Consider the following 19,006-nt stretch of genomic DNA (forward strand, 5'->3'; position numbering starts at 1 on the left):
CCGTGCAATGGCTCTCGCCGCTTTACACGCCAACTCCAGCCTCGCCACACGCCTCTCCCGCTACAACGCTCACATGGCCAAAGCCCGCGCGCTCGAAACTGCAGGCGGTGCCCAATGAACAACGCCCTGAGTTTTGCCCTGCCCGAAGATCTGCTCTGCGTGAATCCAACCGCAGAAGCCGGCGTACCTATCGACGCCATCAACTGCGCCATCGACCGCGCTGACTCGGTACTCACGCTGCTGGAAGATCACTTCGAAAACGAATCCTCACGCCTTGCCAATCACGTCATCGCCGCCGTCCTCTGGGACGTGCGCGGCACCCTTGGCCTGATCAAAACGCTGGCTATGCACGGTGACAACACTTCGGCCCCTGCGGTGCAGAAAGGTGGTGCGCTATGAGCATTTCCACGACACCGGGCCACGCTACCTTTTCTCGCGTTAACGCCACCGACCTGAAGCTGTTTCGGGTGAATGCCGGAGTACCAGTCGAAGACGCGCTGGAGATGGTGTCGTTGCTGCAGCATAACGCGAACCAGCTCAGTTTCGACGCGGCCATGAGTGACCACGGCGAGCGTTTCAGTTGGCCCGCCTTGTACCTGGGCGAGATGGCCAAAGCCCTGATCGACGACATCAACGACGCGTTGTTTCTGCCGAGGGCTGACGTATGAGCCAACGACCGAACAACACCAAACGCCCGAGCTTTGCCGACGTGAAAGCCGCCGCGCTGAAAGACATTGATCGTGTCTTGTCGCACTGGCTGCCCAACGGCAAGCGCGTGGACGGCGGCAAGGAATACACCGCTCCGAATCCGACTCGCAGCGACAAGCGTGCCGGTTCGCTCAAGGTCAATTTGATCAAGGGCACCTGGGCGGATTTTGCCACCGGCGACAAAGGCGGTGACCTGATCGATCTGGTGCGCTATCTGGACGGCGGCACCGACGTTGAAGTCTGCCACAAACTGGCGGATTGGCTGAACGTTGCACCCGGCGCCGCCAAGATCGAGGTCGCCCCGAGTAAGCCCAAGGCGCCGACATGGAATGCGATCCAGCCGATCCCGACCGAGGCCATGAACAAGTGCCCGGCCAAGCACCGTAATCACGGTGTACCGTCCAAGGTCTGGATCTATCGCGACGCACAGGGTCATCCCCTCATGGCGTTGTATCGCTTTGACCTCGGACCCGATGAGGACGGCAAGCCGAAGAAGGTCTTTGCGCCTCTGACGTGGTGTCAGCGCTCCGATGGTCAAACCAAGCAATGGCGCTGGCAGGGGCTGCCGGATCCACGTCCGCTGCTACGCCTTGATGAACTGGCCCGGCGCGCTGACGCACCGGTGGTTCTATGCGAAGGCGAGAAAGCGGCCGATGCCGCTGCCGAACTGCTGCCTAACCACGTGGCCACCTGCTGGCCGAACGGCTCCAACTCCTGGCACAAAGCCGACTTGACGCCGCTCAAGGGACGCGACGTTTTGTTGTGGCCGGACAACGACGACAGCGGTAAAGCCTGCATGGACACCGTCGCAGAGAAGCTGCGCGAAATCGGCGCCGCATCGGTCCGGTTCATCGAGCTGGAGGTGTTCAAACGCAAGCCTACGTTGAAGAACGAACACGCTGCATTCGCCAAAGGTGGTCAATGGGATGACGGCGACGATGCCGCCGATGCCCTCTACAAAGGCTGGACCGCCGGCCACTTCACCGCGCTGGAAAGCGGCGGCGAGCTGTTCGGTGTGATCGAAGAAAAACCGATGGTTGCCCAGGTCGAACCCAAGCCGGAACCAGAGCCGGAAGCGAAACCTAAAGCAGCAGCCAAGCGACCGGCAAAATCGAAAAACGACCTGATGCCCGGTGGCTTTCGCCTGACGCCCGAAGGTGTGTTTTATGCGGGCGACGACGGCGAAGCACGCCCGGTATGTTCGCCGCTGGCGATCCTTGCGCGTACCCGTGACGAGAAGGGCCACAACTGGGGCTTGCTGGTCGAGTTCGACGACCCCGACGGTACTAAGAAACGCTGGAACATCCCGGCACGCACCATGACCGGCGACTTTGGCAAGGACGTGCTCGGTCCGCTGGTGGACATGGGGTTGCGTCTAGCCGGCAGTCGTTCGGGGCGCAACGCTCGCAACGATTTGCAGAGTTACCTGGGCGGCTTCGACAGCGCGCAACGTGCGCGTCTGGTCACTCGTTTGGGTTGGCATGACAACGCCTTTCTGTTGCCCGAGCAGCAGGTCGGCATGCACGCGGAACACCTGCATTTCTACGAAGCGGGTGCACAGCTTCCGCCGATCAGCGAAGCGGGCACGTTGGAACAATGGCAACAGCAGATCGGCGCGCTGTGCATCGGCAACCATCGTTTGGCGTTTGTCGTCGGCGTGGCCTTCGCCGGCCCCCTGCTGCATATGCTCGGCCACGAATCGGGCGGATTTCACCTGTACGGCGACAGCTCCGGCGGCAAGACCACGCACCTGCAAGTTGCCGCCTCGATCTACGGCGGGCCGCGTCTGGTGCGCTCGTGGCGCTCGACCGACAACGCGCTGGAGTCGATCGCTGCCGCGCACTCCGACGGACTTCTGGTGCTCGATGAAATCGGCATGTGTGATGCACGCATCATCGGCGAGACCGTGTACATGCTCGGCAATGGCACTGGTAAGGCCCGCGCCAATGATCGAGGCCAAGCAGGCCGGCAGGTGCAGGAGTGGCGCCTGCTGTTTCTCTCCACCGGCGAGAAGACCTTGGCCCAGCACATGGCCGAAGCCAACAAGGAGCTGAAAGCCGGCATGGAGGTGCGAATGCTCGCTGTCCCGGCCGATGCCAGCAAAGGCCTTGGCATGTTCGACACGCTCAACGGTTTCGAGGATGCCGCCGCCCTATCCGACGCACTCAAGGCTCGCGTAGCGAACTACTACGGCACACCTCTTACCGCCTTCCTGACTGCGCTGTGCGAACCCGGCAAGCGCCACGGCTGGGCGGCAATCCTGCGCCGCACGCTGGAAGGCTTCATTGCTAAGTCGCTCCCTGCGTCCGCGAGTGGACAGGCACACCGCGCCGCTGCTCGCTTCGGCCTCGCTGCCGCAGCTGGCGAGCTGGCCACCGCGATGGGCATCACAGGTTGGCCGGACGGCACGGCCACCACCGCCGCTCGCGTGTGCCTGAACGCATGGCTCCACGAGCGCGGCGGTGCCGGAAACTTTGAGGGCGATGCGATCTTGGCGCGGCTGCGCCAGGTCATCGAACGCTTTGGCGAAAGCCGCTTCACCCGCTGGGAGTCAGCAGCGGCCAAGATCGATGAACACGGCCCCCGCACCATCGACCGCCTCGGGTTTCGCAAGACGCTGGAGCACGGCATGGGCGACACCATGCACACCACCAACACCTATTACGTGCTGACCGAGGCGTGGCGCTCGGAGATCTTCCGAGGCATGAACCTCACGGCTGTGAACAAGGAGCTACTGCAGCGCGGTGTGCTGGAACCGAGCAGCGACGGCAAAGCATCGAGTCTGGTTCGTTTGCCAGGGCTCGGCCAGCAACGCTGCTACATCGTGAAGGCGATTCCGGGAACGGATGACGGCGAGGCTCGGGCTGCCTGAGGGCATCTCCGCTGATCGAGGTAGCGCCGGCTGATTCCCGGCCTCGCCAGCCGCTCATGCAACCCAAACTCAAATTTGAAGGAACAAGACAGATGAACGAATTCCAAACCTCCACCGAACAACACGAACTGCTGGCCAATGATTCAGATAGCCATGCGATAGGGCTTTCACTGCCCGAAGCAGTCAGCAGCGAAGCGGTAGCCGTATGCGAAAAGAAGCGCGTCTTGCTGGACAAAATCGCAGAGCTGAAGACCCATCGCGATAGCCTCCTGAGTGAGGCCGCACAACATTACGTGCAAATAGCGCCATTGGAAGCGCTCTTGGAAAGCGAGGAGGAACTCGATGCAGATCGACTGTATGAAGTTCGAAAACAGTACAACACCCTCAAAATTCCTTACGACTCCTGCAAGACACGCGCTAGCTACGCAGACGCTCGAATTCGACGACGTGAGCAGCTGGTCAATCATGAAACCCTGATGGCGGGCTACGTCGAATCGATGACGAACTGGAAAGCTGACGAGCAAGAGCTCAACGAGAAACGCGACAGCCTCAGCACCCGCTTGGCGCAGATCCAGCAGCAGGCAGAAGAGGACATGACCAAGGCTCGGCAAGCCGAAACCGATGCGGCAACCGCCTATGCACAAGCCGTGGCCTGGGGCGACACCGAGGGTGAGAAGACCGCCAATGCCGATGCCCAGAAAGCTGCAAAGAATCTGGCGACTGCGAGCGAGCACCATCGTCGGCAACTTCTGATCATTGCCGCGCTGGAGCAGGAGCTCGTCATCGTGGATCAACACATCGACGAGGCGCGGAAAGAGCACAAAACCATCGAACGAAGGGCGTTGCTCCTGGCGCGGACTGTTCTTGAGGAGCAGTGGAACGAGAAAGCTCAAGAGCTGCTGGAGATGGGCGGCAAGCTCTGGTCTGCCATTGATCTTGTCGGCGGCGAGCAAATCAGTCTCAGGAAACTAATCCTTCCTGAAGAAGGCGAAAACTTCAGGAACTGGACCAGTAGCGATTTGTGGGAGCGCGCCTCCAAGTACTCGTTGCAAGACGTTCTCTCGTTGTAATGCGCCAAACCACCCGAAACAGCCTACCAACGTAGGCTGTTTAAAACTCCATCAGGACAAAGATCATGATCACGCCAATACAAAGCAGTGCCAACTGGACGGACACCTTGAAGGCGCGCAAAAACCACCTGACCACGCTGATGAAAATCGTGGACATCAAAACAGGTAAGGTCTCGAATGTTCAGACCCTGACCGTCAACTTGATCAAGAACGAAATGAGCTACATCGAAGATCAGTTGAAGGAGCGAAAGTGAGCTGAACTCCGTGCTGTAATACACTTCAGATAGATATCGCTAAAACACAACTCAAGGAATGCACATGTCCAAACTTGCCGAATACCGCCAGCTTGAAAAACACCTCGCCGAACAGCTCCAGGCGTTGGAGGCACTAAAAAGCGACGGAGCGCTGAAAAAGGAAATTGAGTTCGAAACGAAGCTACGCGAGCTGCTTAATCAGTACGGTTTCAGCCTGAAGCACATCATCAATCTACTTGACCCGCGGAGCAGCTCGCGCCGCCAAGCGCCTGCCCAAGCGACCGCTACTCGCAAGCCTCGCCAGCTGAAGACTTACAAGAACCCCCACACCGGTGAAGTGGTTGAAACCAAGGGCGGTAATCACAAGACGCTGAAGGAGTGGAAAACCAAGCACGGCGTCGATGAGGTTGAAAGCTGGCTGAAAAAGTAAACTAGCGTCACCTGAAAAAGGGCCCGTCCGGGCCCTTTTTAGTTCCAACTACGTCCTTCTCCACCTTACTCTTTGAAGCCTCGCAAACCCTGCGATAAGCTCCAAGCTTTGACGGTTCTCAGAATGCCTTTCGACGAATCGTCCTCGCCGTCTTTTGGATGAAAAATCCAGTCAGAGGCCGCAGGATTGCCAGTCACCTCAATGAAATTTTCCAGCAACTCGTCCTGATAATCTTCGGTGCCCGCGGCGCTGCAGATTTCTCTGATCAGTTCGAGAAACTCGCTCTCCGAGTATTCGGAAAGGCTGCTTTTGAGTGCGATCATTTCAAGCTCCGGTGTGTATCAATATGGCATTTGGGTGTCATAGCGCTGAGGTTGTCGACATCGTAAATCTCGCCGCCTTTGGAAACTGGCACCCCGTGATGAAGCTCAGAGGATCGACGCTTAAAGGCTGCATTGAGTTAGTCGACTGATCGGATTCGATTCTCATCGTCACCTCGTGAGAACGCCATCCGGCATAATAAATATCGTCTTAGATCCCTTTTTTGCCTAGGTTGCGCACGACGACGTAGCTTTCCCCTCCCATTCAGAGCCAGTTTTGCTAAGATACTCTCGAGACTGTAGGTTGGACGCTAATCGGGTCGAAAGGCGCTACCGGAGGGGAATACTCCCCCGCTCAGATTACATGCTTATAATTCAACTAAATATCGGGAGCAATATAGTTGGCAAACTCAAGGAAGTGGAAGACTTGGTATCCTAGATTCAAAGAAAAAGTTGAAAGCACGAGCGGTATGGTTGCACTACTTTCTGGTGCTGCAACCATAACAGGCGCTATAGCAGCAGTCCCTATCGCTACTACCATTGCGGGTGCTACTCTGGCCGGAAGCATACTTTATGTAGCCTATCGAAGCATTCCACCAAAATCTGTACAAGTCTCTCAACTTCTAGGCCGACAACTTTCGATTGACGATTTGGTATCACTTGAGGAAAACTTAGTTCGAGTGGTTGTCGTGGGCGCATCACAATCCGGAAAAAGCACCTTCTTAAAAAACGCTCAACAGCTTTCAACAAATCCTTCACGAACGAACACGGTAAAAATCGAAATTCTTATGCTGCCTGGTAACCCACCACAGTACGTTGCTCTTCTGGACGCCGACGGGAAGGAATTCGTCCAACAATTTGAAATATTAAAAGATGCTGATTTACTAATCTTATTTGTCGATCATAACGCCAGCGCAACCGATCCTTCAAAGTCAATAGAGAGACTCGCAGATCATAATAGATTCATAGAACAAGTTGAACCTGTTATCAGACGCGGCAGACCACTACCAAAATTACATTTACTATTTAATAAGCGGGACCTATGGGAGAACGGTGCCGAAGCGCAGCAACTATCTGATTGGTTTGATAACCATGTATCTGACTGGAAGAGAATCAATATCGCCACTGAATTAACATTTAGTTCGCACAGCAATAAAGACACAAGCGACATGGCCAATATGATGGGCATTATTAGAACCTTCGTTTCTAGCAGGACTACTCCATGAGCTCAAAATTCGAACGCTTTGGGAGCAATCCAGAATTCGACTCAAGACGCGGACTAGCGAAGGTATTTGAATATGATTCACCGATTGAATTCATACTAATAGCCACTACCGAGTACGGCAGAGAAGTAGTTGCAAGATCAAAGGGCGCAAAAATCGATCTGCTATACTACTCAAATTTTAGCGGAGATAAATACTTTGATACAAAAACTACCAAAACAAGCTTAATCGATATTTTTTATCCGTCCCTAGACAATTTATCTCCTTTTTCGGTCGACTCACGTCCTGTGCCTCCGTCTAGAAATCAGACCTACGATGATCGTAATTCTAGCTTTACCTTTGTGTGGCGAGGCGTAGGTGACAACGATCTCACTGAAGAGATTGTACGCTTCCTAGATGATATAGCTCCTTTATTAGTTAGATCTCTTTCAGGAGAATCAGAGGGAGACATTGAATGGCTGCTCTCTCCAATAGTGGCTAAATGCGCAGAATCGCTAGCCAAAACGAGAAAAAACAGACTAGCTAAAGCAGCCAGACTCAAGATCATGATAGGGACGGTCTTAGGATACACACTCATTGCCGTCGCAGCTTATTTCTATCTCTATATATTCAGATAGATTACTAACCGTCAACTTATGCAATCAACCAATAAAAGATGCATACAAACCTTTAAGTCGCTTACAAATACATGAATATTTTCTTCGCACTAAAAAATCTTTACACCTCCTCTACAAGCAGCTCGACATATCGCGCCACAGCCCTCGCTTTATACGGATATGGGAGTTTGACAATTCTTACCTTCGGCTTCCCAAACTCATAACGAGGGTTCGATTCCCTTCAAGGCTTCCTCGCTTCAGCTTCGTATCTGTTAACGCGTCTGTTACTGGTATAAGGGCCCGGCAACGAACAAAACCTGACACCTCTTCAAATTGCAACCTGCCCTTCCAACTGATCAGACATGACCGTATAACTCTGACTTATCATTTCTTTCCGGACTGCCTAAACGTCGCCTTTCGGCCAGAAAAGGATGCTCAATGATTTTCATCAAAACAGCGAGGTGCATCATCCTGATGCACCTCGGTTTAGGGCATAGAATCCAATCAGAGCCCTTTTATCAAGAACTCTGATTGTCGTTGTTAAGTTGTAATTGTTGACTCTACCGTGACTTCGACAGGTTGTAGGACTTGATACTTCTGTCTGATCAAGTTGTAGATATCCGGTATATCGTCCGCTTGAACGCTCACAATCAACGCGTAATTAACGTCTGGTGCGGAGCTAGGGGAAACACCACGACTGTTCTCCCGTGCGTGATATTCGATATCGAAAACAGGCCCAATCAGAGAGTCCTCACCGTCAAAGCTCCTGTCACGGTGTAGGCAAGTTTCCCATTTATGAGCGTCATCCCGAAACTGTCTCTCAGTCATTTTGTACTGTGAGCTGCGCCCAAAAAAGTCTTTGCTTGTCTCGATTCCAGCACCTGCCTTAGGGCGGAAAACTACGCCCATTCCTGAGCGGGTGTAGTTAATAGCGTGCTCTGGATCGGTGTGCGCTTGAATGCAGAACGTGGCTTTGATCTGCGCCTTGCCAGTGATTGGAATATCTGGGAACGGAATAGGGCACCGTAGGTACTGCCCTTTTTCCAGTTGCCCTTGGAAAATGATTGTGGCTGCCCCGTCCGGGCACTCAAGTAGAGTTAGCGCATTTTCTTGGAAACGCCCCCAGCCCACTTCATTTCGACTGATCTTACGCTTGTGCTCGACATGGTGCACAAGGAGGGCTTTTAAAGCGATTGCCGTCATCTCATAGGATGTCGAGCAAGCTATGCCTGCCGCAGTTCTCAAGGTCAACGGCGCGGAGTAGCTGGTTCCTTGGACACCGACAGCACACCCCATAAGAGGGTTAAATACCTTAAAGGGCTCAGTGTTGGAGCCGCCGAAAGCGACACCGTCTGGTTTCACGTAACCAGGGCTCCTGCCTGGGCCAATGCAGCTATAGTCTGCTCTTTTCCATTTGGAGCAGCTGGTATCCGCGGCCCCAATTGCCAAAGCATTTACCATATCCCCTGGGGGCTGAATCCTGTTGGCTCCATCCACGTCGCCATCGTTGCCGACCGCAACGGTGGCAAGGATACCGTGTCGCGAACAAACCTGGTCTAGCGTTGCCGTCCAGGCGTGCACTTCTTCGTCGTTAATAGGCATCCGGGGGCCAAGGCTCAGGTTGGCGAACTTGTACTCGCCTGAGTCGAGCGCATCTCGGATCTTTATCAGTACGTCGAATAGATCGGGATCCCGGCCGGAAATGGGTGACAGCACGCGGTAATGGTGCACATTCATGTATGGGCGTTTGAGCTCGTCAACCTCTGATGCGAGCCTGCCAAACAGAAAGGTTGAGGTGACTTCGTTGCCATGCATCAATAACTGGCCGTTTGTCTCGTCTGTGTCCTCGTAATAGTACTCGGTCGCCCAACTGGCGAGATCCGTTGTACCTAGGCCGCCGTCAAAGATCGCAGCGGCCTTGTCCGGGGCGATGGCAGTTTGATTGGGCAGTGTTGTGCTATAGCTGGCAAGCGTTGAGCGGGCCAAGGTTGGGTGGGCGATGCGCAGCTCAGGCATGGGGCGCGCGACGCGCAGGAAGGTATGGCTGGCAATGTCCACAATTGCCTCTGACGAGGCATAGACAGGGATGAACGTTAGGCCTCCAACTTTGATCCGCCGCTTCAGGTCAGCTTTGCCCGAATGAGCTTTTACAAAATCAGCGAAAGAGGCCACGATGTCTTCTTCATCGGATCCAGCGTGCAGGGCGACTTCGAAAGCATGCGGCCCATCTCCCTGTGGAAGCTGACCACGAATCTTGCTCTCGTTGCTGATCCAGTGGATCGATTCGATTTCCTTGAGCTCTTTCTCCACCGTACTGGTGATGGAACTCGACTTAAGTAACTTATGCAAGTTGGCGACGGCATTCTCGGTGCCAGCAATGAACAAGGTCGCGGTTGCTTGAACCTTTCCGGCATCACGGACATCCGTAACCTGCCTCGGAATAATCGATGTCTCTTTGCTGCCCACATCGCGGAGCCCGGCTTTTTTGAGGATACTCTTAGGGAAATAAGATCTGCCTAAAAATGCCGGGTGCAGCGTAAGTTCAAAAACACCTTCTCCGCGTGGCTTGGCGGCTTTTGGAAGGGCTGAAAGAGAGCGCTGAACCTGTTCCAAGGATGAAGAGATCTGGTTACGGACCTCTTCGAGGGTATAGGGAAACTTCTTTGGTCCAGAGCCGCGTTTGATTGTTTGGGCTGTTGTCAGCGATTCGCCTTTTCCTAGGAGCAGATTTCTTTCAGTCATGTGCATTCTCCTTGAATTCTTTTATGACTTTTCCAACGGTTGGATGCGAAACATTCAGCTCGCTTGCGATTTTTCGCTGAGAGAATCCCTGCAAGGAGAGCTGGATAATCTTCATGTCTCTGGTGCTCTGAGCCGGCGCTCCAGAGGCTAGATTCTTAAGCGAGACATCGATGATGGTTTCATTTAGTGAGCGCTGATCAAGAACTGCCCGCTTTCTTGCTGTGAGTACGATTCTGTTGATATCAGAAAAAGAACTTCCCAGCAGATGTGCGGCCAATTGCTGGGCGATCTTTGGAGAGACCTCCGCGTCCATTAGAAGCCCCTCAATTAGCTTGATAGGGGGATTTTCAAAGTGAATGATTGTTTCAAACCTTCGCCAGGCCGCAGGGTCCAGCATGTCTGGGTGGTTCGTAGCGGCGATTAGGATGGAGGTTGATGGCCACTCATCAATGGCCTGCAAGAGGACATTAACAAGTCGTTTGAGCTCACCAACGTCTTTTTCGTCATCTCGCCTTTTGGCGATCGCATCGAATTCATCCAAGAACAAAATGCAAGGGATGCCCTTGGCATGCTCAATAACTGCTTTGATATTCGTACCTGTCTTACCCAACAGACTGGACATTACTGATGCTAGGTCGAGGGTGAAAATGGGGAGTTGGAGCTTGCTAGCTATCCAATGTGCCGCCAGCGTTTTACCTACACCAGGTGGGCCAGTGAAGATCATCGATCGTATAGGCTCCAGTCCTGCGATGAGGAGTTCCTTCTGATTCTCTCTCTCTTGAATGATCTCCAGTAGTTGCTGCTCTACAACGCCCTCCCACTTAGGCTCAAAGTTGAGGCCGGCGTCTACCCCCTCTTTTAAAAGGCTGCGACGAGAGTCTGCATCTACAGGTGTTGCCATGCGAGGTGCACCCCGCATTCCGCTGTCGGCGGTTAGCAGCTCGGCAAGACGAGAGGCCAGCTCTGGCTCGGCCTTTTTGAGTTTGCTGGCGATCTGGCGGCCTATGAGGGCAAAGGCCGCTGCATTGCCTCGAACACCTTGTTGGTAAAGTGACTCAAGGTCTTTTTCGGCTATGGTTACCATTCTTCTCCTTTATTCTTCGCCACTGCGAAGCGCTGGTAAATTGACTTGGCATAAAATTACCACGTCGTTACCATTTCTTCCAATAACTCTTGAGGAAGGGGTTGATCTACCGCGTTCTCGTGGAGAGTGTTTAGGGAAGAGGCTCTAATGGAGGTCGCATATTCGTAGGCACCTAAAAACCCCAAGCATTCGCGATCAGTGTGGCCGTCTAGTGGGGGGCTTCCTTGCCAGGGGGCATAAGCTGATTTGAAAGGAGCAATCGTGTCTGAATCGCCCCTGCTTTCCCTGACCCTTTCGAGCGGCTGCTTTTGGCTGTGGATTCAACCGGTCGATGGAATAGATTGGCTAATCGCTCGCACAGCTGACGGCCTGATGATTAAAGAACGCTAACCGCATCTAATGGGCGGGCTGGGAGCGGGAGCACTCTGTCCCCTTCTGCATCATTGGAATGACCTCGCTCATTCATTTCTCATGCATCAGAAGCGTTACACCAGATAGCAGAGTTACACGCCTCACGACTAGTGTACGAAGTCGGTGTAGCATAAAAATATCCAATAAATACAACATGTTATGGAAACTCGTTACACCAGTTACATGAGTTACACCACATTTCGAGGGATGTATCCCCCACACCCCGGAAGCATCAATCCCACCAGCGAACGTCAGGTGTGTGCCCCTCCGTGTGCCTGGGGCCCCTGAGGTTTTCCTTTAGACACGGGGTCGGAAACCCGCAGGACCTTGTTAGCGGGAGAACTCCCAGCTTAGTGAACGAGTGAACCCGGTGAACTGCCGGTTCACCTGTGCATTTGCCCTACGGAATGACGTCTTTGGGGTCACCATTACCGAAACGGTAACGATGGCTGTTTTTCAACGTGATTCTTTCAATTTCAATGACTGAAATTTCAGTAACTCTTGAGTCCTCCCACTAACGAAACCTCGCGGGTTTCCGACCCCGTATGAAGAAGAAAACCTCAGGGGCCCCCGGCATAAAAAACGCAGATTGCCCCAGATCTCAAACTTCGTTGCACTACTCTACTTGAGATAGTCATTGGCTCCTGCCGAGCCACCCACCGCTGACCGGTATACACGAATGGAATCCTCAAACCAGAAACGCGCCTTCCGTACTCCTGAAAGTATCCAAGCCGAAAAGGAAACGCGGGGAATGCTCAAACCTTTTCTGGAGGGTAGAGGGTTCACCGGAGTTAATGACGTCCGTAAAGGGCACTCTCAACTGCTTTCTGCGACCAGCCCTGAAGGCGTTACATTCAGTGCTCGTGTTCGATTGTGCTGGCGCTGGGAGGGCCATCCAGAGAAGTTCTCCGCAGCCCAGTTACGCGCACGGTTAAGCCACGGAGACTGGGATAGAACAATCGCTGAGATCGTTGATCGCGAAGCACCACAAGGCATTACACATGCGCTTCTAGTGCAACGCTACAAAAGTGATATCAAGTTCGCTGCCTTGATTCCCGTGTCGGCTATGACCGGCATCATCAACGGGCAGAAACAAATGAGCGCAGAACTCATAGCTGCTGGGAGACTAGGGCGCCTCAAAAAAAATCATTCGGTTAACGGAGACAGCCCGACGATGTGGTTAATGGATAGCCGCTTTGAGGAGGCGCACAAAGTTGCCGATGTCCTTTGGCAGTGGGAAGGAGTGGAGGATCTAGCTAAGCGACCGCTTTCCAACGATCTCGTTGGTGTTATTAACGACACCTTCAGTGATCTGCCAGGCCTTGATTTATCGCTCCTGGGTCGTGACGAAGCGTCACGTTTTCAATCGACGGTATCTAGAGTTGCTAGAGATCCAAACGTCCGAAAAGCGGTGATTGAGCGTTGCAATGGACGCTGTGAGCGTCCTGGATGTGGAGCAAGCCGTCCTTATGCTGGCTTTCTCGATGTGCACCACATCTTGGGTGTCGAGGTCAGTGATCGCGTTTTTAATTGCGTTGCCCTTTGCCCAAATTGCCATAGAGATGCACACTTCTCGGCGGATCGGGAGAAGTTGAATAGCGCATTGTTACTCATAGCTGATCGTCAGCAGGACTAGCGCTGTATCCCTGCTTGTATCCCTTTACCGACAAATGCTCTGAAGACCACATATTATATGGTGCAGTCGAGTCTCCCTCGGCACCAACACAGAGAAAAAGGTCTTGCGAAAGCAGGGCCTTTTTTTCGTCTGGTGGAAAGTGGTTGGTGCAATGCCGACCACTAAAGCCCCGCCCGACGATTGAGCTTGAAGCGACCTGAATCACCGCATAGGTGAAACAAAAGGTGGCTTTTACCATCGAGGAATACCAAACCGCATGCAACCGTCCTCATAGCCTAGAGTCTATCTCCTTCCACATGTAGTCATAGTTGTACTCCAACCAACGCACCAACAATCTGTCGTACTGCCTGCGAAACCAATTGCGCCGTCGCGCCGCGAGCCTCTCCTCTATCTCGGATCTGAGCCAATCAGGGTCGAACCCAGTCCATACAGTGGGCAGAACTGCAGCAATGTTTGTGAAACCACACTGGTGCTACTTCTGAATAAAAAATCTTGTAGAGCACCGCTGGATCAACGCCCTTGAGCTGACGAACGACGTAGTCGTAATCAGTGGGGAAATGATTGAAAGGCTCCGATAAGGCATCTCTGACCCTAGTCAGTTGTGGTTCATTCAGATGATGTCCCAATGCAAAAATCCTCCGATTCCTTATCCAGTAACTCGCTACCGTTTCGTCTGCAGATCTGCGTGTAACCGCACCGACGACAATCGTATGCATATCGCTATGGCGAGCCATGGCCAAAACTGACGTCATTTTGCCGAGCAACAGCTCAAGTCCATAATCGGGCGCTGCCCAACCTATTCCTTAGCCCCAAACATCCGCTCAGCAATCTCCCGCCCCCGCTCCATCCCTTCCTTCGTCAACCATATCGACTTGTTCCTGTTCACCGGATTACTGATCAAACCCTGTTCGTGCAAGCGGTTCATGATCTCGAAGTCATAGCCCTTCCACGCATTGCCGGCGTCGGAGCTATAGGCTGCCAGGAGAGCAAGGACGGCGTCGTCGATCAGTTTCATGTCGTATTCCATGATGGTCACTCCGCTGATGTTCAGTGTTTGTAATCAAAGCGTCGTATCAAAGTGGATGTCAATGCTGCGCGAGCTTGTAGGTTTTAGATGCCCGATTGCTGGTTGCCTCGACTGCGATCCCCGCCCGTATAATCACGCCCGCACGGCAAACCTCCTCTGGCGTTTTGCGCATTGGTTTCAAGCCTTCCACTTCACTGACAGACATCCCCATGGAAACCTCACTGGAAACCGTCGCCCTCTTCTCCCTCAAACTCGCCTACGAGGAAGAGGGGCTGAGCCCGATCCTGCGCGATGACATGGTCATGGGCGATTATCAGAAAGACGTTTTCGAGTTACTGGTGAAACGCGGCGATGTCGAGGCCATTCAGTTCAAGATGAACGAATGCCTGAACCTGGCGCTGGATGCCTTGGGTGGGGTCGAGAAGCCGTTGGGGAGGGAGTTGCGCAAGTTGTCGGCGGAGTTGGCTCAGGCGCGGTCGGTGGAGCAGCTGGGGCAGCCGCTGCTCGCACTGAAGGGGTATCTGCGCGACATTCTTTGAATGCCGCGCTACAGCCACGCCAGTATCTCTCCTGTCAGCGACGTGCTTTCAGCACTCGAATATCTGTTGGGAAGCCGTCAGCGCCCACCAGTTTTTTCCAGCCCATGTATTGAAATTCGCCGTTGGGATCAATGTAGTCGCCCTTCTCTGGCTGCCCTCCGCCAACTATCGCAACACGCTTCACTTCGCCACAGCCGCCATCCGACGGTCGCACTGTGTAGATCACATACGGCTTCACGTATTGCGTGGCGCGGAAGTATTGGCCGCAGATTTCGTCGACGGTGATGAGCATGGTTTTCAGACGGGCTTCGCCGTCGGTGTCTTCGTGCAGTTTCAGGAAGGAGATGTCGCCGACGTCGCTGTAGCCGAGGGAACAGGCGCGTTGATAGGCGGGGGAGTTCTGGTGCGCAATTCGGCCCTCCTCCACACCGCGTTGCATTTGCGCGGCGAACTCGGCTTTGCCTTGGGCCAGGGTTGCCTCGGCATGGCCCGCGACGTTTTCGCAGTGGGCATACTCGCTGGAGTCGAGGTGTTGCGGTAGCAGGTTAAGGCGGCGCTCGTTCATGGAGGCGAGGCTGTCTTGCAGGCCGGACGTTAGTGCATAGGCAGCGGAGACGCGACCGCTCTGGACGTCGGCGATTGTCTCCTGCATGCGCTGGCAATTGGCGAGGTAGTAATCCCAGCTGGCTTGCGGGTGTTCTTTCGCGAAGCAGAAGGCTGGGGTAATGGAGACGGCAAGGGTGAGAGCGCCGAGCAGTTGCAGCAAACGGGTTGTGGAAAACATGGGTAGTCCATTACAGAGAAGGCATGGCGCGACGCTACTATTTTGCTATCGTTCCGTCCACTCTCAACAGGCGAACAAGTTGTCGCCTCTGTCTCGTGGCAAGGAAAGAAATCCGATGGATGCTGTGTTGTGTTTAGTGGTCATGGCGGCAATGTGGTTCTGGGTGGTGCGACAGCGCGGGCACTGGAATCTGTTGTTGGCAAACCTCGCCGGAGCGGGCAGCGCCGTGGTGGCGGGCATTGTCTTCACACTGCTTTATGACGGTCTGTTCGGCACCACCATGGCAGCGCCGGGACTGCATAACAGCCTGGTGGTGTTCATGACCAGCGCGGGCGTTCTGGCGGGTGTGTGGTTGTGGATCGCCAAGCGTCGACAGCCGGCGCATCCGGTTGCACGTCAACTGCTCGCGGGCGCCTGTGGCGTTGCCGCCGGCATGGTCACGTTGATTTTTCTGGCGGCGAATTATTTTCCGCAACCGTAGCCGGACGGCGCGTCTATTTTGCTATCTTGCCGCGCATCGTTGGGGCTCGCTGATCGTCTCGCGCCGCGCTTGGATTGTTGAAAGGTAAGGAAAGGATCAAATGGAGTTTTTGCGTTTTCTGGCGTTCGTCGCTGTCTGGGGTTTCATGTGGCGCTGGGTGGTGAAGAACCGCGGCAGCTGGAACATTTTCTACGGCAACATCGTTGGCGCGGCGGGTGGGTTCATTGTCGGGCTGGTGATGTTGTCGATCACCTTTTCGCTGTTTCCTTCGTCGTTCGATCACGAGGCGCAGGCGCAAAACACGCCAGTCGTCGAGTCGACCTCTGTACTGCCTGAAGCCGAGGCAGTCACGCCCGCCACCGAACTGAAAGATGCGCCGGTTTTTGCTGCCATCGAAGCGGATGACAAGCCTTCCCCCCCGGACTCCGCACTGTTGCCGAATAACGTCAGCCGGGCACCGAAATCAATGGCGGTACAGACGGTGCTGAATCAAAGCGACTACGAGGGTCGCATGGCCCTCGCCGCGCTGAACAAGAAGTTGCGCGGCGACGCACAGGCCGACAAGTCGATGATCGCGTATGTCATGTGCAGCCCGTTTGTCACCAGCACCCTGCGTTATCCCGCTTCGGCGCGTTTTGCTGACAGCAAAGCGCTGGTCAGTCATCGCTACAAGGATCAGGTCTACAGCTTCAGCAACAGCGTAACTGCGCGCAACATGAATGGCGACGATGTCACCTACCGTTTCGATTGCTCCGTGCAGGAATTGCCACGGGTTGATGCGACGGCTGGGGAGTGGCGTCTGCTGGCGCTGAAACTGCAAAAAGCCGACTCTTAAGGCTGATTTAAGGGATCAGGGCGCCGGCTGCGCTATCATCGCCGGCCTGTGCGCCTTGAACTTTGCCCTCAATGTTTTCAACACCTGATGACCTGATCTCGCTGCCTCCTGTACTGGCCGGTCCGTTGCTGCGGCGGCTGGAGCCGACGCGCGTGGTGCTGTGGCTGGTGGGCTCGCGTGAACTGTCGCTGACCTTGCGCCTGCAAGGTGTAGGAGATATTCCGCTCGACTCGCAGAAATGCACGGTCATTGCCGTAGGCCGTCATGCGTTCGTGCATCTGATAGACGTTCAGCTTGAAAGCGCCCTGCCCTGCGACACGTTTATCGCTTACGACCTGCTGATCGACGACGCCATCGGTATGGCTGAGTGGGCGCCTCATCTGCTTTACCCTGGTGCCAGCTGCGCGAACCTCGTAGTGCGTTCGCGGATCGACCAATTGCTCCACGGCTCCTGCCGCAAGCCGCATCATCCGGCAACCGACGGTTTGCTCTGCGTCGATCAATTGCTGGCCGACGAAGCCGATGCGCAACACCGTCCGGCGCTGCTGATGATGAGTGGTGATCAGGTCTATGCCGACGATGTTGCCGGGCCGATGCTGCGGGCGATTCATGCCTTGATCGAGCGTCTGGGTCTGTTCGATGAGCACCTTGACGGTGCCGTGGTCAGCGACAGCGCCAAGCTCTACCAACACCCGGCCAGCTACTACCACCGTGCGGATTTGTTACCGGCGCTAGAGAGCAACGAGACCTTGCGCGAGCGATTTTTCGGTGGCGCGCGTAAGCCGATTTTCACCAGCAGCAGTGCCGACAATCACCTCGTGACGTTCGCCGAAGTCATGGCCATGTACATGCTGGTGTGGTCGCCGACGCCGTGGTCGCTGATCAATCCGAGCGCGCCGACGCTGACGCCGGAACGCCGCAAGCGCTACAACCTCGAGCAGACGCGCATCGATGCCTTCAAGGCGGGCCTGGGCAATGTCGCGCGGGCACTGGCGCATCTGCCGAGCCTGATGATTTTCGATGATCACGACATCACCGATGACTGGAATCTCTCCGCGCAATGGGAGGAAACCGCCTACGGCCATCCGTTCTCCAAACGCATCATCGGCAACGCGCTGATTGCTTATCTGTTGTGTCAGGGCTGGGGCAACAATCCTGATGCCTTCAAGGACGTGCTGGAGCAGACCGCGCAACTGAGCGCCAGCGGTGACGACGGCTATCTGGACATGCCGGTGCAGGACGATCTGATTGATCAGTTGCTGCGTTTTCAGCAGTGGCATTTTGTGTTGCCGAGCAGTCCGGCACTGGTGGTGATAGATACGCGCACCCGGCGCTGGCGCAGCGAGATGGCCCTCAAGCAACCGTCGGGCCTGCTCGACTGGGAAGCCTTGAGCGAACTGCAACAGGAACTGCTCGATCACCCTTCGGCGATCATCGTGTCGCCGGCGCCGATCTTTGGCGTGAAGCTGATTGAAACCGTGCAGAAAGTGTTCAGCTGGTGCGGTTATCCGCTGCTGGTCGACGCGGAAAACTGGATGGCCCATCGCGGCGCGGCGCAGGTGATCCTGAACATTTTCCGACACTCGCGCACACCCGGAAACTACGTGGTGCTGTCCGGCGATGTGCATTATTCCTTCGTCTACGAAGTCCTGATCCGCCACCGCAAGGCCGGCCCACGGATCTGGCAGATCACCAGCAGCGGCATCAAGAACGAATTCCCACCAACGCTGCTGGAATGGTTCGACCGCCTCAACCGCTGGCTCTACTCACCGCGCTCGCCATTGAACTGGTTCACCAAACGCCGCCTGATGCGCATCGTCCCGTATACGCCGGAACATGCCGAGGCCGGGGAACGGTTGTGGAATTCGGCGGGGATCGGACAGGTGTTTTTCAATGAACAGGGGCAGCCGAGCGAGATTGTTCAGCACAACTCGAATGGGGCGGAGAAGACGAGGATGCTGGCGCCGGAGTTTAAAGATGTGCCGGACTAAAGC

The 19,006-nt window shown here is 54.9% G+C and carries 18 protein-coding genes and 2 pseudogenes; 13 read left to right on the plus strand and 7 right to left on the minus strand.

The window, feature by feature from the left end; all coding sequences use genetic code 11:
• The first annotated feature begins 114 nt into the window (after positions 1-114).
• From ACZ9BE_RS19105 to ACZ9BE_RS19130, 6 genes are all read left to right on the plus strand, one after another.
• On the plus strand, positions 115-399 hold the full coding sequence (locus tag ACZ9BE_RS19105) for a hypothetical protein (RefSeq protein WP_476249810.1): 285 nt from the start codon (positions 115-117) through the stop codon (positions 397-399).
• A complete protein-coding gene (locus ACZ9BE_RS19110) occupies positions 396-668 on the plus strand; it encodes a DUF3077 domain-containing protein (protein ID WP_476249811.1) in 273 nt (90 codons plus the stop codon). The genes ACZ9BE_RS19105 and ACZ9BE_RS19110 overlap by 4 nt, the downstream gene beginning before the upstream one ends.
• A complete protein-coding gene (locus ACZ9BE_RS19115) occupies positions 665-3,580 on the plus strand; it encodes a DUF927 domain-containing protein (protein ID WP_476249812.1) in 2,916 nt (971 codons plus the stop codon). The genes ACZ9BE_RS19110 and ACZ9BE_RS19115 overlap by 4 nt, the downstream gene beginning before the upstream one ends.
• Before the next feature lie 227 nt (positions 3,581-3,807).
• Positions 3,808-4,650 (plus strand): chromosome segregation protein SMC, encoded by an 843-nt coding sequence (locus ACZ9BE_RS19120; protein ID WP_065895851.1) that lies wholly within the window; start codon positions 3,808-3,810, stop codon positions 4,648-4,650.
• Positions 4,651-4,715: 65 nt separating this feature from the next.
• Positions 4,716-4,904: a hypothetical protein gene (locus ACZ9BE_RS19125; RefSeq protein WP_476249813.1), complete on the plus strand. Its 189-nt coding sequence runs from the start codon at positions 4,716-4,718 to the stop codon at positions 4,902-4,904.
• 64 nt (positions 4,905-4,968) lie between these two features.
• Positions 4,969-5,334, plus strand: coding sequence for a histone-like nucleoid-structuring protein, MvaT/MvaU family (locus ACZ9BE_RS19130; protein ID WP_476249814.1), 366 nt, complete (start codon positions 4,969-4,971; stop codon positions 5,332-5,334).
• A 65-nt stretch (positions 5,335-5,399) separates the two neighbouring features.
• On the opposite strand, the gene ACZ9BE_RS19135 is transcribed toward ACZ9BE_RS19130, so the two are convergent.
• Both ACZ9BE_RS19135 and ACZ9BE_RS19140 read right to left on the minus strand, forming a co-directional pair.
• Positions 5,400-5,657 (minus strand): bacteriocin immunity protein, encoded by a 258-nt coding sequence (locus ACZ9BE_RS19135; RefSeq protein ID WP_476249815.1) that lies wholly within the window; start codon positions 5,655-5,657, stop codon positions 5,400-5,402.
• A pseudogene (locus ACZ9BE_RS19140) lies at positions 5,654-5,770 on the minus strand (HNH endonuclease signature motif containing protein); the annotation flags it as partial. The pseudogene ACZ9BE_RS19140 and the gene ACZ9BE_RS19135, both read right to left, overlap by 4 nt.
• A gap of 354 nt (positions 5,771-6,124) precedes the next feature.
• Here ACZ9BE_RS19140 and ACZ9BE_RS19145 point away from each other — a divergent pair.
• Positions 6,125-6,880, plus strand: coding sequence for a Rab family GTPase (locus tag ACZ9BE_RS19145; protein WP_476249816.1), 756 nt, complete (start codon positions 6,125-6,127; stop codon positions 6,878-6,880).
• Positions 6,877-7,494 carry a hypothetical protein gene (locus tag ACZ9BE_RS19150; RefSeq protein WP_476249817.1) on the plus strand — a complete coding sequence of 206 codons (618 nt, stop codon included), beginning with the start codon at positions 6,877-6,879 and terminating at the stop codon, positions 7,492-7,494. The genes ACZ9BE_RS19145 and ACZ9BE_RS19150 overlap by 4 nt, the downstream gene beginning before the upstream one ends.
• A gap of 519 nt (positions 7,495-8,013) precedes the next feature.
• Here ACZ9BE_RS19150 and ACZ9BE_RS19155 read toward each other — a convergent pair.
• Both ACZ9BE_RS19155 and ACZ9BE_RS19160 read right to left on the minus strand, forming a co-directional pair.
• Entirely contained in the window at positions 8,014-10,215 is a 2,202-nt protein-coding gene (locus tag ACZ9BE_RS19155) for a S8 family peptidase (protein WP_476249818.1), read from the minus strand.
• Positions 10,208-11,299, minus strand: a complete 1,092-nt coding sequence (locus ACZ9BE_RS19160) for an AAA family ATPase (protein ID WP_476249819.1) — start codon at positions 11,297-11,299, stop codon at positions 10,208-10,210. The genes ACZ9BE_RS19155 and ACZ9BE_RS19160 overlap by 8 nt, the downstream gene beginning before the upstream one ends.
• Before the next feature lie 1,090 nt (positions 11,300-12,389).
• Between ACZ9BE_RS19160 and ACZ9BE_RS19165 the strand changes: the two genes are divergently transcribed.
• Positions 12,390-13,346 carry an HNH endonuclease gene (locus tag ACZ9BE_RS19165; protein WP_476249820.1) on the plus strand — a complete coding sequence of 319 codons (957 nt, stop codon included), beginning with the start codon at positions 12,390-12,392 and terminating at the stop codon, positions 13,344-13,346.
• A gap of 268 nt (positions 13,347-13,614) precedes the next feature.
• On the opposite strand, the pseudogene ACZ9BE_RS19170 reads toward ACZ9BE_RS19165, so the two are convergent.
• Both ACZ9BE_RS19170 and ACZ9BE_RS19175 read right to left on the minus strand, forming a co-directional pair.
• A pseudogene (locus tag ACZ9BE_RS19170) lies at positions 13,615-13,972 on the minus strand (DUF7079 family protein).
• Between the two features lie 170 nt (positions 13,973-14,142).
• Positions 14,143-14,361 (minus strand): DUF6429 family protein, encoded by a 219-nt coding sequence (locus ACZ9BE_RS19175; protein WP_460142324.1) that lies wholly within the window; start codon positions 14,359-14,361, stop codon positions 14,143-14,145.
• A 221-nt stretch (positions 14,362-14,582) separates the two neighbouring features.
• On the opposite strand from ACZ9BE_RS19175, the gene ACZ9BE_RS19180 reads away from it, so the two are divergent.
• Entirely contained in the window at positions 14,583-14,912 is a 330-nt protein-coding gene (locus tag ACZ9BE_RS19180; RefSeq protein WP_016773313.1) for a hypothetical protein, read from the plus strand.
• 34 nt (positions 14,913-14,946) lie between these two features.
• Here the strand turns inward: ACZ9BE_RS19180 and ACZ9BE_RS19185 are convergent, their stop codons facing one another.
• Positions 14,947-15,696 carry a hypothetical protein gene (locus ACZ9BE_RS19185; protein WP_476249821.1) on the minus strand — a complete coding sequence of 250 codons (750 nt, stop codon included), beginning with the start codon at positions 15,694-15,696 and terminating at the stop codon, positions 14,947-14,949.
• Positions 15,697-15,811: 115 nt separating this feature from the next.
• Here ACZ9BE_RS19185 and ACZ9BE_RS19190 point away from each other — a divergent pair, with 115 nt between their 5' ends.
• The 3 genes from ACZ9BE_RS19190 to ACZ9BE_RS19200 all read left to right on the plus strand — a co-directional run bounded on the left by ACZ9BE_RS19190 (position 15,812) and on the right by ACZ9BE_RS19200 (position 19,003).
• Entirely contained in the window at positions 15,812-16,177 is a 366-nt protein-coding gene (locus tag ACZ9BE_RS19190; protein WP_016773311.1) for a hypothetical protein, read from the plus strand.
• A gap of 100 nt (positions 16,178-16,277) precedes the next feature.
• On the plus strand, positions 16,278-17,012 hold the full coding sequence (locus tag ACZ9BE_RS19195; protein WP_071173532.1) for a hypothetical protein: 735 nt from the start codon (positions 16,278-16,280) through the stop codon (positions 17,010-17,012).
• 71 nt (positions 17,013-17,083) lie between these two features.
• On the plus strand, positions 17,084-19,003 hold the full coding sequence (locus tag ACZ9BE_RS19200) for an alkaline phosphatase D family protein (protein WP_323620563.1): 1,920 nt from the start codon (positions 17,084-17,086) through the stop codon (positions 19,001-19,003).
• The last annotated feature ends 3 nt before the right edge of the window (positions 19,004-19,006 follow it).

The organism is Pseudomonas sp. TE9122 (assembly GCF_056278925.1).

Excerpts from the sequence above, each read along its gene's own strand:
- ACZ9BE_RS19105 (WP_476249810.1), top strand. The coding sequence starts at position 115 with ATGAACAACGCCCTGAGTTTTGCCCTGCCCGAAGATCTGCTCTGCGTG.
- ACZ9BE_RS19165 (WP_476249820.1), top strand. The coding sequence starts at position 12,390 with ATGGAATCCTCAAACCAGAAACGCGCCTTCCGTACTCCTGAAAGTATC.
- ACZ9BE_RS19155 (WP_476249818.1), bottom strand. The coding sequence starts at position 10,215 with ATGACTGAAAGAAATCTGCTCCTAGGAAAAGGCGAATCGCTGACAACA.
- ACZ9BE_RS19115 (WP_476249812.1), top strand. The coding sequence starts at position 665 with ATGAGCCAACGACCGAACAACACCAAACGCCCGAGCTTTGCCGACGTG.
- ACZ9BE_RS19150 (WP_476249817.1), top strand. The coding sequence starts at position 6,877 with ATGAGCTCAAAATTCGAACGCTTTGGGAGCAATCCAGAATTCGACTCA.
- ACZ9BE_RS19175 (WP_460142324.1), bottom strand. The coding sequence starts at position 14,361 with ATGAAACTGATCGACGACGCCGTCCTTGCTCTCCTGGCAGCCTATAGC.
- ACZ9BE_RS19195 (WP_071173532.1), top strand. The coding sequence starts at position 16,278 with ATGGAGTTTTTGCGTTTTCTGGCGTTCGTCGCTGTCTGGGGTTTCATG.
- ACZ9BE_RS19200 (WP_323620563.1), top strand. The coding sequence starts at position 17,084 with ATGTTTTCAACACCTGATGACCTGATCTCGCTGCCTCCTGTACTGGCC.
- ACZ9BE_RS19185 (WP_476249821.1), bottom strand. The coding sequence starts at position 15,696 with ATGTTTTCCACAACCCGTTTGCTGCAACTGCTCGGCGCTCTCACCCTT.
- ACZ9BE_RS19135 (WP_476249815.1), bottom strand. The coding sequence starts at position 5,657 with ATGATCGCACTCAAAAGCAGCCTTTCCGAATACTCGGAGAGCGAGTTT.
- ACZ9BE_RS19145 (WP_476249816.1), top strand. The coding sequence starts at position 6,125 with ATGGTTGCACTACTTTCTGGTGCTGCAACCATAACAGGCGCTATAGCA.
- ACZ9BE_RS19110 (WP_476249811.1), top strand. The coding sequence starts at position 396 with ATGAGCATTTCCACGACACCGGGCCACGCTACCTTTTCTCGCGTTAAC.
- ACZ9BE_RS19130 (WP_476249814.1), top strand. The coding sequence starts at position 4,969 with ATGTCCAAACTTGCCGAATACCGCCAGCTTGAAAAACACCTCGCCGAA.
- ACZ9BE_RS19180 (WP_016773313.1), top strand. The coding sequence starts at position 14,583 with ATGGAAACCTCACTGGAAACCGTCGCCCTCTTCTCCCTCAAACTCGCC.
- ACZ9BE_RS19190 (WP_016773311.1), top strand. The coding sequence starts at position 15,812 with ATGGATGCTGTGTTGTGTTTAGTGGTCATGGCGGCAATGTGGTTCTGG.
- ACZ9BE_RS19125 (WP_476249813.1), top strand. The coding sequence starts at position 4,716 with ATGATCACGCCAATACAAAGCAGTGCCAACTGGACGGACACCTTGAAG.
- ACZ9BE_RS19160 (WP_476249819.1), bottom strand. The coding sequence starts at position 11,299 with ATGGTAACCATAGCCGAAAAAGACCTTGAGTCACTTTACCAACAAGGT.